This is a genomic window from Nonomuraea sp. NPDC059023 (assembly GCF_042740095.1).
Lineage (GTDB): Bacteria > Actinomycetota > Actinomycetes > Streptosporangiales > Streptosporangiaceae > Nonomuraea.
In genome coordinates this window covers 208708-222397 of record NZ_JBHYIO010000011.1, presented here as the reverse complement: position 1 = coordinate 222397, position 13690 = coordinate 208708, and the positions used below count along the sequence as shown (strand labels likewise).

The 13690-nt window shown below is 68.3% G+C and carries 13 protein-coding genes, 1 tRNA gene and 1 pseudogene; 11 read left to right on the top strand and 4 right to left on the bottom strand.

Annotated elements, in window-relative coordinates:
* Positions 1 to 7: 7 nt before the first annotated feature.
* Positions 8 to 1192 (bottom strand): serine/threonine-protein kinase, encoded by a 1185-nt coding sequence (locus ACFWYW_RS21000; RefSeq protein ID WP_379615334.1) that lies wholly within the window; start codon positions 1190 to 1192, stop codon positions 8 to 10.
* 208 nt (positions 1193 to 1400) lie between these two features.
* Here ACFWYW_RS21000 and ACFWYW_RS20995 point away from each other — a divergent pair, with 208 nt between their 5' ends.
* The 9 genes and pseudogenes from ACFWYW_RS20995 (at position 1401) to ACFWYW_RS20955 (ending at position 10416) form a co-directional block, all read left to right on the top strand.
* Positions 1401 to 2468 (top strand): 4Fe-4S binding protein, encoded by a 1068-nt coding sequence (locus ACFWYW_RS20995; protein ID WP_379615332.1) that lies wholly within the window; start codon positions 1401 to 1403, stop codon positions 2466 to 2468.
* Complete coding sequence (locus ACFWYW_RS20990; protein ID WP_379615330.1) at positions 2465 to 3058, top strand: NADH-quinone oxidoreductase subunit J; 594 nt, start codon at positions 2465 to 2467, stop codon at positions 3056 to 3058. Before ACFWYW_RS20995 ends, ACFWYW_RS20990 begins: the two co-directional genes overlap by 4 nt.
* Positions 3058 to 3342 (top strand): annotated as a pseudogene (nuoK, locus tag ACFWYW_RS20985) (NADH-quinone oxidoreductase subunit NuoK); the annotation flags it as partial. The gene ACFWYW_RS20990 and the pseudogene nuoK, both read left to right, overlap by 1 nt.
* Before the next feature lie 212 nt (positions 3343 to 3554).
* A complete protein-coding gene (locus ACFWYW_RS20980) occupies positions 3555 to 5480 on the top strand; it encodes an NADH-quinone oxidoreductase subunit L (RefSeq protein WP_379615328.1) in 1926 nt (641 codons plus the stop codon).
* Positions 5477 to 7096 (top strand): NuoM family protein, encoded by a 1620-nt coding sequence (locus ACFWYW_RS20975; RefSeq protein ID WP_379615326.1) that lies wholly within the window; start codon positions 5477 to 5479, stop codon positions 7094 to 7096. The genes ACFWYW_RS20980 and ACFWYW_RS20975 overlap by 4 nt, the downstream gene beginning before the upstream one ends.
* Positions 7093 to 8601: an NADH-quinone oxidoreductase subunit N gene (locus ACFWYW_RS20970; protein ID WP_379615324.1), complete on the top strand. Its 1509-nt coding sequence runs from the start codon at positions 7093 to 7095 to the stop codon at positions 8599 to 8601. Before ACFWYW_RS20975 ends, ACFWYW_RS20970 begins: the two co-directional genes overlap by 4 nt.
* Before the next feature lie 350 nt (positions 8602 to 8951).
* A complete protein-coding gene (locus ACFWYW_RS20965; RefSeq protein WP_379615322.1) occupies positions 8952 to 9800 on the top strand; it encodes a hypothetical protein in 849 nt (282 codons plus the stop codon).
* Between the two features lie 13 nt (positions 9801 to 9813).
* Positions 9814 to 10260, top strand: a complete 447-nt coding sequence (locus tag ACFWYW_RS20960; RefSeq protein WP_379615320.1) for a hypothetical protein — start codon at positions 9814 to 9816, stop codon at positions 10258 to 10260.
* A gap of 12 nt (positions 10261 to 10272) precedes the next feature.
* A complete protein-coding gene (locus ACFWYW_RS20955; protein WP_379615318.1) occupies positions 10273 to 10416 on the top strand; it encodes a hypothetical protein in 144 nt (47 codons plus the stop codon).
* A gap of 801 nt (positions 10417 to 11217) precedes the next feature.
* On the opposite strand, the gene ACFWYW_RS20950 is transcribed toward ACFWYW_RS20955, so the two are convergent.
* Positions 11218 to 11475 (bottom strand): hypothetical protein, encoded by a 258-nt coding sequence (locus ACFWYW_RS20950; protein ID WP_379615316.1) that lies wholly within the window; start codon positions 11473 to 11475, stop codon positions 11218 to 11220.
* 166 nt (positions 11476 to 11641) lie between these two features.
* Here ACFWYW_RS20950 and ACFWYW_RS20945 point away from each other — a divergent pair, with 166 nt between their 5' ends.
* Positions 11642 to 11881, top strand: a complete 240-nt coding sequence (locus ACFWYW_RS20945; RefSeq protein WP_379615314.1) for a hypothetical protein — start codon at positions 11642 to 11644, stop codon at positions 11879 to 11881.
* 229 nt (positions 11882 to 12110) lie between these two features.
* Here the strand turns inward: ACFWYW_RS20945 and ACFWYW_RS20940 are convergent.
* Together ACFWYW_RS20940 and ACFWYW_RS20935 are read right to left on the bottom strand one after the other, a co-directional pair.
* Positions 12111 to 12192: transfer RNA gene (locus tag ACFWYW_RS20940), tRNA-Tyr, on the bottom strand.
* 90 nt (positions 12193 to 12282) lie between these two features.
* Complete coding sequence (locus tag ACFWYW_RS20935; RefSeq protein WP_379615312.1) at positions 12283 to 12624, bottom strand: cupin domain-containing protein; 342 nt, start codon at positions 12622 to 12624, stop codon at positions 12283 to 12285.
* Positions 12625 to 12842: 218 nt separating this feature from the next.
* Between ACFWYW_RS20935 and ACFWYW_RS20930 the strand changes: the two genes are divergently transcribed.
* Positions 12843 to 13334: a YajQ family cyclic di-GMP-binding protein gene (locus ACFWYW_RS20930; RefSeq protein WP_184958497.1), complete on the top strand. Its 492-nt coding sequence runs from the start codon at positions 12843 to 12845 to the stop codon at positions 13332 to 13334.
* The last annotated feature ends 356 nt before the right edge of the window (positions 13335 to 13690 follow it).

Sequence of the window (13690 nt, the reverse complement as noted above, 5' to 3'; positions counted from 1 at the left end):
CACCAGGTCAGTGCACGATCGCCAGCATCACGTCAGACGCCGACGGCCGCTCATCGGGCTTCTTGTTCAGGCATGACCCGATGACCCCGCGCAACGCGGGCGGCAGCGGCGACAGATCCGGATGAACCGTGAGCACCCTGTTGAACACCGCCGGAACCGTGTCCTCACCGAACGCCGGACGCCCCGTGGCGGCGAACACCATCGTCACCGCCCAGCTGAACACGTCGGAAGCCGGGCCCACCGCCTCACCCGTCAGCTGCTCGGGCGACATGTACGGCGGCGTCCCGACCATCTTCCCCTGCGTCACCGTGACCTGATCCAGCGCCCTGGCGATGCCGAAGTCGATCACCCGGGGGCCGTCCGAGCCGATCAGGACGTTGCTCGGTTTGAAGTCCCTGTGGACGACGCCCGCCTTGTGGATGGCCGCCAATGCACCGGCTGTGGATAACGCGAGCCGTACCAGACTGTCCTGATCGCGCGGACCGTGCTTCTTGACCAGCTGTTCCAGGGACGGTCCCTCGACGTACTCGCTCACGATGTAGGCGTGCTGGCCGGTGATGTTGACGTCGAGCAGTCTGGCTGTGGAGAAGGTCGCCACCCTGCGCGCCGAGTCGACCTCGCGGGCGAACCGCGCGCGGGCCGTCTCGTCCACCAGATCGTGCAGGACCTTGACCGCGACCCGGTTGCCGTTGGGCGCGGTCGCCAGGTACACCGCGCCCTGGCCACCGCGGCCCAGCAGGTGCAGGACACGATACGGCCCGATCCAGCCGGGATGTCCTGGCCGGCTCTGGAAGCCGGTGTGGCCGGGCGGCGGATGGTAGGTGGGGGTCGTGACCCGCTGGTGAAGGTCCATCGGGGGTTTGACGCGGGCCTTGGCCATGAAGGGGACCAGGATGCCGCTGTGGATCACGCCGCCCAGCCAGCTGATGCCGAAGCCGATGGTGATCAGTGAACGCATCGGGTCGGGTATCTGCTCGAACTCCTCGTATCCCACGATGGTGATCAGGAACGAACCCACGAACACCGTGTAGACGACGGCGGCGATCGCGTGGAAGGTGCTGCGCAGCCAGAAGGCGGCGAAGCCGATGGTGAGCGGAGTGGCCAGGCCGCAACTGATGAAGGGGAGGATCGCCCAACCCACGAAGGCAGCCCAGATCCCGGCGCTGGGGCGGGCGGGGTGGGGGTGTGGCATGCCGGAACACTATCGGTCGGGGGTGACAGGGCGAGGTGGGGCGGCTCTCCTGTGGATAACTCGGGGACAGCCTGTGGATGACTGTGGAAAAACTGGGGACAACAGTCTGGCTCATTCACCTCAGACGCATAGTGCGTCATGATGTTGAACCATGGTGCGGATACCGGGAGTAGGGCTGGCAAAAGGGCTGTCCATCACCCTGCGCCACATGCTGCGCAGATCCGTGACGCGGCAATACCCCGAGGTCAAACCCGCCCTCCCGCCCCGCAGCCGCGGCGTCATCGCGCTGGTCGAGGAAAACTGCACCTCCTGCATGCTGTGCGCCCGCGAATGTCCCGACTGGTGCATCTACATCGACTCCCACAAGGAGACGCTCCCCGCACCGGAAGGCGGCCGCCCCCGCCAGCGCAACGTCCTCGACCGATTCGCGATCGACTTCGCCCTCTGCATGTATTGCGGCATCTGCATTGAGGTGTGCCCGTTCGACGCGTTGTTCTGGTCACCCGAGTTCGAATACGCGGAGGGCGACATCCGCAACCTTCTCCACGAGAAGGAGCAGCTCGGGACATGGGTCGAGACCGTCCCGCCGCCGCCCGCCCACGACGCGGGCGCGGAGCCTCCCAAGGAACTGACCGCGGCTCCACGCCGCCCATCCGGTACGGCAGGCCCCTCCGCCAGACCGGCGCCGTCCGACACCCCCACACCCCGCCGGACCCGCGACACCCCAGCCGGAAAGACACCCCCAGAGGGCACCAGCGGAGAAACGCCCGCAAAAGGCTCGTCCACCGCGGAAAAGCCCGCTGAGCGGACACCCAAAGCCGCAACGCCCACAGTCGCAACGCCCACAGAGGGCCCGGCCCCAGAGGCAACGCCCGCAGAGGGTTCACTCCCCAAGGCAACGCCCACGGAGGCTTCGCCCACCGAGGCAACGTCCACCGACGCGAAGCCCACAGGGGAACCACCCGCAGGCACGCCCGAGCCACCTCCCGGCGAAGCGTCCACCGGCGCGAAGGCCACAGACAAGACACCCGAGACACCTCCGGCCGATGCGTCCACAGGCGGCGCACCGGAGCCCGAGGGCGGGAAGTTGTCCACAGGCGAGCAATCCGGCGACGAGTTGTCCACAGGTTCGGGCGAGTCGTCGCGGCCGTCCGATTCGGGAGAGCAGACTTCTGCCGCGAGCCCGCGCAGGCGGCGGATGGCCGACCCACGGTCAATCCGTCCGCCTGGGCAGCTGCGACCCGACGAGACACAGGAGTCCGAGGAGGATTCGTGACCGAGGCGGCGCCCTTCCTGCCACCCACCACGCAAGAAGTCGTGTTCTTGCTCCTGGGCGCGGTGGCCGTCGGATCGGCGCTGCTCGTCGTCACCACCAAGCAACTCGTCCACGCCGCCCTCTGGCTAGTCGTCTGCTTCGGCGCGCTGGCCGGCGGATATCTGGTGCTGACCGCGGAGTTCGTCGCCTGGGTGCAGGTGCTGATCTATGTGGGCGCGGTGGTGGTGCTGCTGCTGTTCGGCATCATGCTGACGCGCGCCCCCATCGGACGCTCGGCCGACCTCGACAGCGGCAACCGCGTCGTGGCCGCCGTCGTCGCGCTGGCGACGGCCGCGATCCTGGTCACGGTCGTGATCGACGGCTTCCGCACGGCCTACGCGCCGCTGAAGCCGGGTGAGGGCGCGGCGGGCGAGCTGGGCGCGAGCGTGTTCAGCACGTGGGTGCTGCCGTTCGAGGCGCTGTCCGTGCTCCTGCTCGCGGCGCTGATCGGCGCCATCGTCCTGTCCCGCACCGACATCCGCGGCGCCCCGCCGTCCGCGGGCGAGGCCGGCGGGGATCAGGCTCCGGCTGAAGGTCCCGGGGGGCCCTAGTGCACATCGTGTACCCCGCGGTCGTCTCCGCGTTGCTCTTCTCCATCGGCGTCTACGGCGTGCTGGCCAGACGCAACACGATCCTCGTGCTGATGTCGGTCGAGCTCATGCTCAACGCCGTCAACATCAACCTGGTCGCGTTCGACATGTGGCTGGCCGACGTGCTCCACAGCGGTCAGGTGCTCACGCTGTTCATCATCGTGATCGCGGCGGCCGAGCTGGGTCTCGGCCTGGCCATCGTGCTCGCGCTCTTCCGCAACCGCCAGAGCGTCGACCTCGACCGCCTTCGCGACCTCGCCGAACCCGCCGACCCGGCCACCACCGCCGACGGCGACAACGGCGCGGGCGGCGACAACGGCGGGCGCGCCGACGACCACCAGCCCGCCGAACTCGGCACCGTCACCTCACCCCAGCTCACCGCACGCGGCAACGGCGCCTCCGACCAGGGCGACGGCGCCGGCCGCCCCGGTCACCCCGCCAGGCGAGGAGGCAACACATGAGCACGACGTCCTCGCCGTTCCCTCTGCTGATCGTGGCGCTGCCGTTTCTCGCGGCCTTCGCGGGCCTGCTCCTTTCCCGCTGGCCGAAAGGGCAGCAACCAGGCCAACCCGCCGAAGCGGGGCGGCCACACCGGGGCGGCAACCGGCGCGCGGCCTGGATCGCCGTCCTTCCCACCGCGGTCTCGGCCGCTCTGGCGCTGTGGCTCGCGGCCGCTCAGGGCTTCGCCTTCTTCGCCGAACGCGCGGCCGACCCCGTCGGCGCCGACTACGGCACGATCGTCACCGGTACGGTCCCCATCGCGCTGACCCTCCAGGTCGACGCCCTGTCCGGTGTCCTCGGCGTCCTGGTGACCCTGGTGGCGCTGGCCGTACAGGTCTATTCGGTGGGTTATCTCCACGACGACCGGCGCTACCCGTCCTACAGCGCCTTCATCAGCCTGTTCACCAGCGCCATGCTGCTCGTCGTCTACTCCGGCGACCTGCTGGTCCTGTACGTGGGCTGGGAGGTCATGGGCCTGTGCTCCTACCTGCTCATCGGCCACTGGTGGGAAGACCGGGCCAACTCCAGGGCCGCCGTGAAGGCCTTCCTGGTCACGCGCCTCGGCGACGTCGGCTTCCTGTTCGGCATCTTCGTGCTGGGCATCTCGGCGGACAGCTTCCGCATAGCCGTCGTGCTCGCCAAGGTGCCCGAGATGTCCACGGCCACGCTGGTCACGGCGACCATGCTGCTGCTGGCCGGGGTGGCGGGCAAGAGCGCCCAGGTGCCGCTGCACACCTGGCTGCCCGACGCCATGGCCGGTCCGACGCCGATCAGCGCGCTGATCCACGCCGCCACCATGGTCGCCGCCGGCATCTTCATCGTGGCCAGGCTCTTCCCCGCGTTCCTCGGGGCCAGGCCCACGCTCGACGTGCTGGCCGTTATCGCGGCGCTCGGCATGCTGGGCGCCGCCCTGGCCGCGCTGGCCCAGGACGACCTCAAACGTGTGCTCGCCTATTCGACGATCAGCCAGCTGTCCTACATGGCCGGCGGCCTGGCCGCGGGCTCCGACCACGCGGCCATCTTCCACCTGCTCACGCACGGCGCGTTCAAGGCGCTGCTGTTCCTGTGCGCGGGCGCGGTCATCCACCACGTCGGCTCCAACCTCATGAGCCGGATGGGCGGCCTGCGCCGTGAGCTCCCGGTCACGTTCGCCGCGACCACGATCGGCTTCGCCGCCCTCATGGGCCTGCCGCCGGCCAGCGGATTCTTCAGCAAGGACAGCCTCCTGCTGGCCATGGACGGGGCGGTCGGCGGCGCCGCCCTCACCGACGCCGCCGCGCTCCTGCTCTACGCCTGCGCCCTGGCCACCGTCGTTGTCACCGGCGCCTATTCGGCCCGCGCCTGGCTGCGTACCTTCTTCGGGCCCGCGCGGACCGTCGCCCTGCCCGAGCCGCAGCCCGGCACGGCGCACGTGGTCGACACCCGCGAGGCGCCGCCGACGATGCTGATCCCCATCGTCCTGCTCGCGGTCCCCGCCCTCCTGCTGGGCTTCGCCGGCGGCCTCCACCTCGACATCGGCGTGGCCACCATCAGCGTCGTCCTTGCGCTGCTCGGCGCCGGAGTCGTCTACGCCTTCTGGCGCGGCGATCCGGTCGCCGACCCCGCGCGTATCCTCGGGCCGTTCCGCGTCCCGTGCGAGCGCGCCTTCTACGTCGACTCCGTCTACGCGGCCCTGTTCGTCCGCCCGATCCTCGCGCTGTCCCGGCTGGTGGTCAGCACCGACGACCGGGTCGTGGACGGCGCGGTGCGCGGCTCCGGCCGCACGGCCCGTGGCCTGTCGGGGGTCCTGCGCCTCGCGCAGAACGGCAACGTGCAGCTCTACGTCAGCGGCGTACTCGCCGGTGTGCTCCTGATCGTCGTCGGGGCGGTGATGTTCGCATGAGCGGGCTCAGCTGGCTGCCTGTCGCACTGCTGGCCGTACCCCTGCTGGGTGCTCTTGTGCTGCTCGCACCCCCACCCGCGCTGCGGCGGGCGCTGCGCCTCTACGGCCTCGCGGTCTCGGGCGCGGTCCTGGTGCTGGCCGCGATCATGGTCGCGACCTTCGAGTACGGCCAGGCCGCCCGCATGCAGTTCACCCTCGACCTGCCGTGGATCCCCGGCCTGGGACTCAGGTTCCACCTGGGAGTCGACGGGATCTCGCTGCCGCTGGTCGCGCTGACCGCCCTGCTGACGTTCCTGTGCTTCGTCTACCTGGGTGTCGGCGACGGCCGCGGCCAGGGCCAGTTGCTCCGCCCCAGAGCGGGCGGCAGTCGGCCGAGGGCGCTGGTGTTCACGCTGCTGGTGCTCGAAGTCGGCATGATCGGCACCTTCCTGGCCCTGGACCTGCTGCTGTTCTTCGTGTTCTTCGAGATCGTGCTGATCCCGATGTACTTCCTGATCGCCGTCTGGGGCGGCAAGGCCCGCCGGGCGGCGGCGGTCAAGTTCATCCTGTACACCCTGCTCGGCTCCGTCGTCATGCTGCTGGGCCTGCTGCTCATCTGGGCGCAGGCGGGCACGCTCGACATGGTGGAGCTGGCCGCCGGGCACGGTGCGGGAATGTCCAGGGCGGTCCAGGTGGTCGCGTTCCTGGCGGTCGGCAGCGGCCTGGCGGTGAAGACCCCGATGTGGCCTTTGCACACCTGGCTGCCCGACGCCCACACCGAGGCGCCGACCGTCGGCTCGGTGCTGCTGGCCGGCGTACTACTCAAGATGGGCACCTACGGCTTCGCCAGAATCGCCATCCCGGTCCTGCCCGAGGGCGCCGCCGCCCTGGCGCCGTGGCTGGGCGCACTGGCCGTGGTCGGCATCATCTACGGCTCCCTGGCCTGCCTGGCCCAGCGCGACCTGAAACGGATGATCGCCTACTCCTCCGTCGGCCACATGGGCTTCGTCCTGCTCGGCTTCGCCACGCTGACCACCGTGGGCATCAACGGCGCCCTGTTCGCCAACGTCGCCCACGGCCTCATCACCGGCCTGCTCTTCTTCCTGGCCGGAGCGATCAAGGAGCGCTACTCCACCGCCGACATGCCCTCGATCACCGGCATGCTGGCCACCCTCCCGCACCTGGGCTCGGTGCTGACGTTCGCGGCCATCGCCTCGCTCGGGCTGCCGGGCCTGGCCGGGTTCTGGGGCGAGATGCTCGCGCTGCTGGGCGCCTTCGATCCGGCCGAGGCGCTCTCCCGGCCGCTGTTCCTGACGTTCATGGTCATCGGCGGCCTCGGCGCGGTGCTGACCGCGGCGTACTTCCTGGTCATGCTCTCCCGCGTGACCCACGGACTGCCGGGCGGCAAGGCCACGCCCGCACCCGCACCCGGCCCGTCCGACGAGCTCGCGGACACGCGCCTGGAGAAGTCCGGTGAGCGGATCGGCCTCCTGTCCCGCATGCCCGACATCCGCGGCTACGAGATGGCCGCCTGGGCGCCGCTGATCGTCCTGATCCTGCTGTTCGGCCTCTGGCCCGGCCTCCTGCTCTCGCTCACCACACCCGCCGTCGAGGCGCTGCTGGGGGTCGTGTCGTGATCCAGTCGATCGACTACTTCGCCATCGCCGCCCCGCTGATCCTGGCGCTGGTGGCGGGCCTGGTGCTGCTGCTCGACGCCTTCCTGCCCGCGACCCGCCGGGTACGCGCCGCGCTCGGCCTCATCACCATGACCGGCCTGCTCGCCGCCCTGGCGTTCGTGGTGGCCCAGGCCCCGGCGGCGGCCCAAGGCCTGTCCACGTTCTGCGTCCCGGAGGCCCTGAACACCGGCCCCACCCCCATGTGCTCCTTCGTCGTGGACCACTTCACCGTGGTCTTCGCCGGTCTGGCGCTGGTGGCCGGGGTCGTCGTGGTGCTGCTGTCGATGACCGAACTCGCGGGCGGTGGCATCCCGGTCGGCGAGTGGTACTTCCTGCTCCTCTGCACCCTCGTGGGCGCCGTCGCCCTCCCCGCCTCCCGCGACCTGATCATGCTCGTGGTCGCGCTCGAACTGGTCTCCCTGCCGGTCTTCGCCCTGACGGCGCTGAAACGCTACGACGGCCGCGGTTCGGAGGCGGCGGTGAAGCTGTTCGTGGTGTCCGTGGTCTCGACCGCCATCATGCTCTTCGGCGTCTCCCTGCTCTATGGCATCACCGGCACCGTCTACCTCAACCGCCTGGCCGCGACCCTGAGCGGCCAGCTCCCGGCCCCAGGCGCCCCCGGCGCGTTGCCCGCGGTCGTCGCGGTCGGCGTGGTCCTGGTGACGGCGGGCTTCGCGTTCAAGATCGCCGCCGTCCCGTTCCACTCCTGGGCGGCCGACGTCTACCAGGGCGCGCCCATCCCCGTCGCCGCCCTCCTGTCGGTCATCTCCAAGGCCGCCGGGTTCGCCGGCCTCATCCTCGTCCTCGTGGCCGCCCTGCGGGGCCAGGCGGCGACCTGGTCCCCGTTGATCGCGATCCTCTCCGCCCTGACCATGACCGCGGGCAACCTGCTGGCCATGCGCCAGCGCTCCGCCGTACGCCTGCTCGCCTGGTCCTCGGTGGCGCAGTCCGGCTACATCCTCGCCCCGCTGGCCATCGCCGCAGGATCGGGCGCCGCCATCACCGCGTCGATGGCCTATCTGGTCCTGTACGCCGCCATGAACCTGGGCGCCTTCGCCGTGGTCATGCTCGTCTCCCGGAGCGCCCCGAGCAACGAACTGGACGACTACCGGGGCCTGGCCTTCCGTACCCCGGTCGCGGGCATCGCCCTGGCCTTCTGCCTGATCTGCCTGGCGGGCCTGCCGCCCGGCCTGGCGGGGCTGTTCGCCAAGGTCGTGGTCTTCCGCGAGATCGTCGAGGGCGGCCTGGGCTGGCTGGCGGTGGTCATGGCCGTCAACACGGTCATCGGCCTGTACTACTACGTGGCCTGGACCGCCCGCATCGTCACCCCGGCCTCCGCTCCCGCCCACAAGCTCGCCCGCACCCACCCGGCCACCTGGGTCGCCGTCGCCGCAACGCTGGCAATCGCGGTCCTGTTCTCCGCGGCCCCGCAACTGGTTCTCACCCTGACCACGCTGACGGGCTGACACGCGAGCACAGGGCCGAATGGCCGACCGAAACCAAGGATCGCCGCGTGACAGGCCGACCATGATGATCACTCCGCGGCCGCCACGTCACGCCTGCTCAACTCGGTCGGCACGGGACCGCTCCATCGTCCGCGGTCTCACATGATGAGAAAGCGCGCCACGCCGGAAGGTATTTTTGAACGCGCCTCCCTTTTTCGGCGGGGTTTGCAAATGTGGCCGAACGGTTAATGGAAGTTTCAATTTGAAGTGAATTTCGCGCGGCTCCGCCTTCGGCCTGAATTTTGTGTCTTTCCAGGTGCTTGCTCGCCTGTTAACTTCGCTGTGGAATCCACGATCGCGGAGGAGAGGCAATGCTCCACATCGAACTCGACGTCTTTTCTGGACGTCCGAATCCGCACTGGAAGCTCACGGCACGCGAAGAACGCGAACTCATCGAACGCCTCAAGGCGAATCGTTCCGGGTTACGCTCGGTCAACGACGTCGAGTCCAAGCTGGGTTATCGCGGAATGGTCGTGACCGCCGATCGCTCAAGTCGGGAACGCCTCGCCGCATCCGGCCTGCCACCGAGCTTCCGCCTCAGAGAAGCCACCGGCCTGCGGGTGTCGGACGTCACGGAACGCTGGCTGTTACACACCCCCGGCGCACAGGCCACCATCTCGCCCGAGGTCGGCGACGTATCCGACCTCACCATAGGCACCCCGTCGGCACACCTGGAGTCGGGGGCCGCAGGCCAGATCGCGGCCTGCGCGACCTGGTCGTCCACCTGGGCGGACCTCAACACCTTCTGGAACGGCGCCCGCCGCCCCACCAACAACTGCTACAACTTCGCCTCCAGCCTCGCCACCGGCACCTTCGCGCAGCCCGGCCGCGGCACCGGCAGCGTCTTCACCTCGCTGACCATCGCCAACATCAAGGCGGCGGTGTTCCGCGACGGCTACACCAGCGCCTGCAACGACGACAGGTTCGTCAGCTATCTCTGCATCTGGCCGGGGGAGGACTTTCACTTCTACCACCGGATCGCCGATTACTCCGGCAGCCTCCAACGCTGGGCGCACAAACCAGGAAGCACACCGGCGACGAACGTCGACAATTCCGGGCTGGCCATTACCAATCCGGTGACATGCAACCGGGGTCCGTATACAGTGGACGGATCTCCGTACATCTATCCCCGGGTAAATCCGCGCTCCACTATCAACTAGTCAGGGAGTTCCAGTGGCTGTCCGGCTTGTTCTCGCGGTGCTCGGAGTTTCGCTGTCCATGTTCGCCTGCGGCAATTCCGGCGCCCAGGGCGGCTCGCCGAGCGTGGCGACAGTCGATATTTACTCCGGTCGGCCGAATCCGAGCTGGACCCTCGACAAGTCCGCACGCTCCGCAGTGGTGGCGGCAGTGGACGGCCTGCGGGTCGACGAGGGACTCAAGCCACCGGACGAGGGCAGGCTCGGCTTCCGCTGGATCGAGGTGACCGGCCTGGACACCTCGCACGGCCGCGTGGCACGGGCCAAGGTGGCCCCGCGCGTCGTCGCGCTGGAAATGTCGGCCGATCGGCGTACGGTCCTGCTGGCCGACCCCGAATCGCGCACACTCCAGGAACTCCTGCGGCACGCCGCGGGCCATGTTGACGCCGACGTGCTCAATCTCATCCGTCAACAGATCCGCTAACGGAGGACACTCATGTCCGAATCAGTCTCACGCCGTACGATCATCGCCGGCATCCTCGTGGGCGGCGCCGCCGCGTTCGCCCTGCAGTCGGAGGCACTCGCGGGGGCCCCCGACGGCACCGTCGAGTCCTGGCTGCTGACCACGGCCAAATTCTGACCAACAAGCGGCACCCAATGGATCCATGGCCAGGAGGGCGCCGCCCGGCAAGGCCATGACTCCGCCGAAAGCGAAGGGCCCCTGGTGCGCGTAGGCGCAGACCAGAGGCCCTTCGTACTGCGTGTGGCAGGTCCAGGGTTCGAACCTGGGTAGGCTAAGCCGACGGATTTACAGGGGACCGACGATTCAGTTCACCACAAGCGTCTGACCACGAGGGCCGGCCCCGAGCGCTCACCCGTTCAGAAAGATCATCCCGCGCATATCCCGGATCATGGGCGATGCAACTTCGAACAGCGTCCGGTAGCGTGCTGCGATGGCTTGTGCAGATGACGCCGTCACGCTCTGCCCCACATGTGCCCAGCCAATGACGGTTGGTGCCTTCTATCTGATGCACCGTGAGGACGATGGCAGGCGTACTTGCCGCGTTGGGTGGAGTTGTCCGACTGATCACCACTGGTGGCACTGGGCCGATCGACCCGACAGCCCTCTTGAAGCACTTCCTCGCGAAGTCTTGTAGAGCTTGAGGCCAGGCGCTGTCAGCTTGGGAATTGCAGGGATCTTGCCTTGTAGAGGTGTTGACCTGGTCTGAGGCCGGTCGTGAGTGACCGTGGTTGACCCCTCGCCACCGGGGTTAATGGCACGACGATCACCAGAAGCTCCTGCAATGGCGGCTGCGCAGGCGGTGCCCGGCGAATGCCTGGGGGTCCCACCGGGCGGGATGACCAGGCTTCCACCTCAGCTACCTACGAGCCTCAGGTCCCCGCAGTAATCATCCCGGAGCCGGAGATCCCCGCCGGAGGCTTATTCTCGCTTGGGCCTACCGCCCTGGTGCCAGAGGTGGTCCTTGTGTCGAAGGGCGTCAATCAGAGTCCGGCTGTAGCCGCTTGCTTGCACGACCTCGTCTATCTTCTCGGCGTGGGCATGCGGGGGAAGAAGCTGCTGGATGAGGCTGGCAATCTGGGCGCGGGTCCGCTGGAGCTCGACCGTCATGTATCGCTCTTCTTCGCCCAGTGCGCGAAGCTCGGCATATCGGCCGTCGGACGGGATGCTCTCGGACATGTCGATACTTTAAGGCTTGGCGACCGCGCGCAGCGGCGCAGCCGCCGCCTTGATTCCTATAGGGGCAATTCGGCAGTTGCGCTTACGGATTCGTGAGTCTGCTCAGCTCTTTGAGGGCCAAGGGCCATGGGTAGGAGTTCAGGATGCTTCCTCCTGTGCCGGCTGGATGGGGTTCGAACTGGCCGGGGCCGAGGAGGACGGGGATGCCTTCGGCGCGGAGTTGTTCAACACTCCGGAGCAGAGGTGCACGGCTGGCGAAGGCGGTGTTGATGAAGGGCAGGACGACCACGGGGATGCCGAGGCCGGGCGCTTCGGCGAGGACGTCCTGCTTCGGGTCTATGCGAAGTGCCTCGACGGCCACCAGAAGATCGCGAACAAGCGGATCGAGGACGCACTGGCAGCATGAGACGAACGAGAGCCCCGGCGGCGCACCGGGGCTTTTCGGCGTTCCTGGGGCCGATTTGATCCCGCAGGAGGGCCGAAATCCGGCCGCCGAGCAGGGAAAACGCGCCAAGATTCATCCCGCGCACATCCCGCGACCACCGACATTCGGCTGCTTCCGGTGGCCTACGGCTGCCTACCCCGGAAACGCAAAGAGGCCCCCGAAAGGGCCTCTGAGCTGCTTGTACTGCGTGTGGCAGGTCCAGGGTTCGAACCTGGGTAGGCTAAGCCGACGGATTTACAGTCCGCTCCCATTGGCCACTCGGGCAACCTGCCTTGTCAGACCCGCTTGCGCGGCGACAGGTAGAAGAATAGCGGACTTTCGAGGTGGACGTGACATCAGAATGTCCTGCTTGTGGTCGGGGGTCAGCGGCGCTTCGCGACGGTGAGGAGGACGGCTGAGTCCTCCACGGCCTCGACCGCGTGTACGGCCTGCGGAATGATCAGCAGGTCCCCGGTCATCCCGTCCCAGGAGACGCCGTCGGACAGGAGCCTGACCCGGCCGGACACGACGTACAGGGTGGCTTCGCCGGGATTGTTGTGGTCGTCCATGCGGGATCCGGCAGCCAGGGCGATCATGGTTTGGCGTAGGACCTGTTCGTGCCCGCCGTACAGGGTGGTGGCGGAGCGGCCGCTTGAGGCGACACGCGCGGTTTCGAGCTGGTTGCGGGCTACCGCGGTCAATGACTGCTTGTTCAAAGGTTCCACCTCTCACCATCCTGGTCGTGGGTATTCCCGCAGCTCACCCCCATCTCCCCGGCCAAGGCTCGGGTAAACGACATTTGACCGGCAGAGCGCCGCGCGCGGATGCTGGCTAGGCTTGTCAGGCCTATCAAGGACTATCGGGCCGCGGCGCCCGTGCGGGCTATCGAGAGTGAAGAAGGCCGAGTCCGCCGTGACTTGGCCCGTCTGAGAGGTTTCGGGCATTGGCAGACTCGTCATTCGACATCGTCAGCAAGATCGACCATCAGGAGGTCGACAACGCGCTGAACCAGACAGTCAAGGAGATCGGGCACCGCTTCGACTTCAAGAACACCGGCGCTTCGATCAGCTGGTCCGGCCAGCAGAACATCGAGATCAAGGCGAACAGCGAGGAGCGCGCCAACGCCGCCCTCGACGTGTTCAAGGAGAAGATCATCAAGCGGGGTCTCTCCCTGAAGATCCTTGACTCCGGCGAGCCGAAGCTGTCGGGCAAGGAGTACCGCATGATGATCGCCCTCAAGGAGGGCATCGACCAGGAGAACGCCAAGAAGATCTCCAAGCTGATCCGCGACGAGGGCCCCAAGGGCATCAAGGCGCAGATCCAGGGCGAGGAGCTTCGGGTCAGCTCCAAGAAGAAGGACGACCTGCAGGACGTCATCACCCTGCTCAAGGGTAAGGACCTCGACGTCGCCCTGCAGTTCGTGAACTACCGCTAGCGACGCTCGGGGCACGCCGTGCCCCGAGCCGCTCACCACCACCTTCAGAGGTACGGCGGGCATGTCCGCCAACTCGCACCCCGCGAGATCCCCGGGCCCCTGCGGTCCACCCAAGCACCACTCCCCGAGAAGCCGTGCCGCGCTGGGCGGAACCCGCCTGTCACGCGCGCCGCACCGCTCCGGCCAAGACCCCGCCCCGCGCCGGGCCATCGCGAAGCCACGCCCGCCTCGTGCCCGCCTCGTGCCGCGCCCGCCTCGTGCCGCTTCAGGTCGCCCCTGCCTAGCCGCCCCGCCTCGCCTCGCGCCGAGCCGCCCCACCTTTGCCGTGCCGCCCCGCCGCGCGCCGAGCCGCGCCG

Excerpts from the sequence above, each read along its gene's own strand:
- ACFWYW_RS20965 (WP_379615322.1), top strand. The coding sequence starts at position 8,952 with ATGCTCCACATCGAACTCGACGTCTTTTCTGGACGTCCGAATCCGCAC.
- ACFWYW_RS20955 (WP_379615318.1), top strand. The coding sequence starts at position 10,273 with ATGTCCGAATCAGTCTCACGCCGTACGATCATCGCCGGCATCCTCGTG.
- ACFWYW_RS20995 (WP_379615332.1), top strand. The coding sequence starts at position 1,401 with ATGCTGCGCAGATCCGTGACGCGGCAATACCCCGAGGTCAAACCCGCC.
- ACFWYW_RS21000 (WP_379615334.1), bottom strand. The coding sequence starts at position 1,192 with ATGCCACACCCCCACCCCGCCCGCCCCAGCGCCGGGATCTGGGCTGCC.
- ACFWYW_RS20975 (WP_379615326.1), top strand. The coding sequence starts at position 5,477 with ATGAGCGGGCTCAGCTGGCTGCCTGTCGCACTGCTGGCCGTACCCCTG.
- ACFWYW_RS20980 (WP_379615328.1), top strand. The coding sequence starts at position 3,555 with ATGAGCACGACGTCCTCGCCGTTCCCTCTGCTGATCGTGGCGCTGCCG.
- ACFWYW_RS20950 (WP_379615316.1), bottom strand. The coding sequence starts at position 11,475 with ATGTCCGAGAGCATCCCGTCCGACGGCCGATATGCCGAGCTTCGCGCA.
- ACFWYW_RS20945 (WP_379615314.1), top strand. The coding sequence starts at position 11,642 with ATGGGGTTCGAACTGGCCGGGGCCGAGGAGGACGGGGATGCCTTCGGC.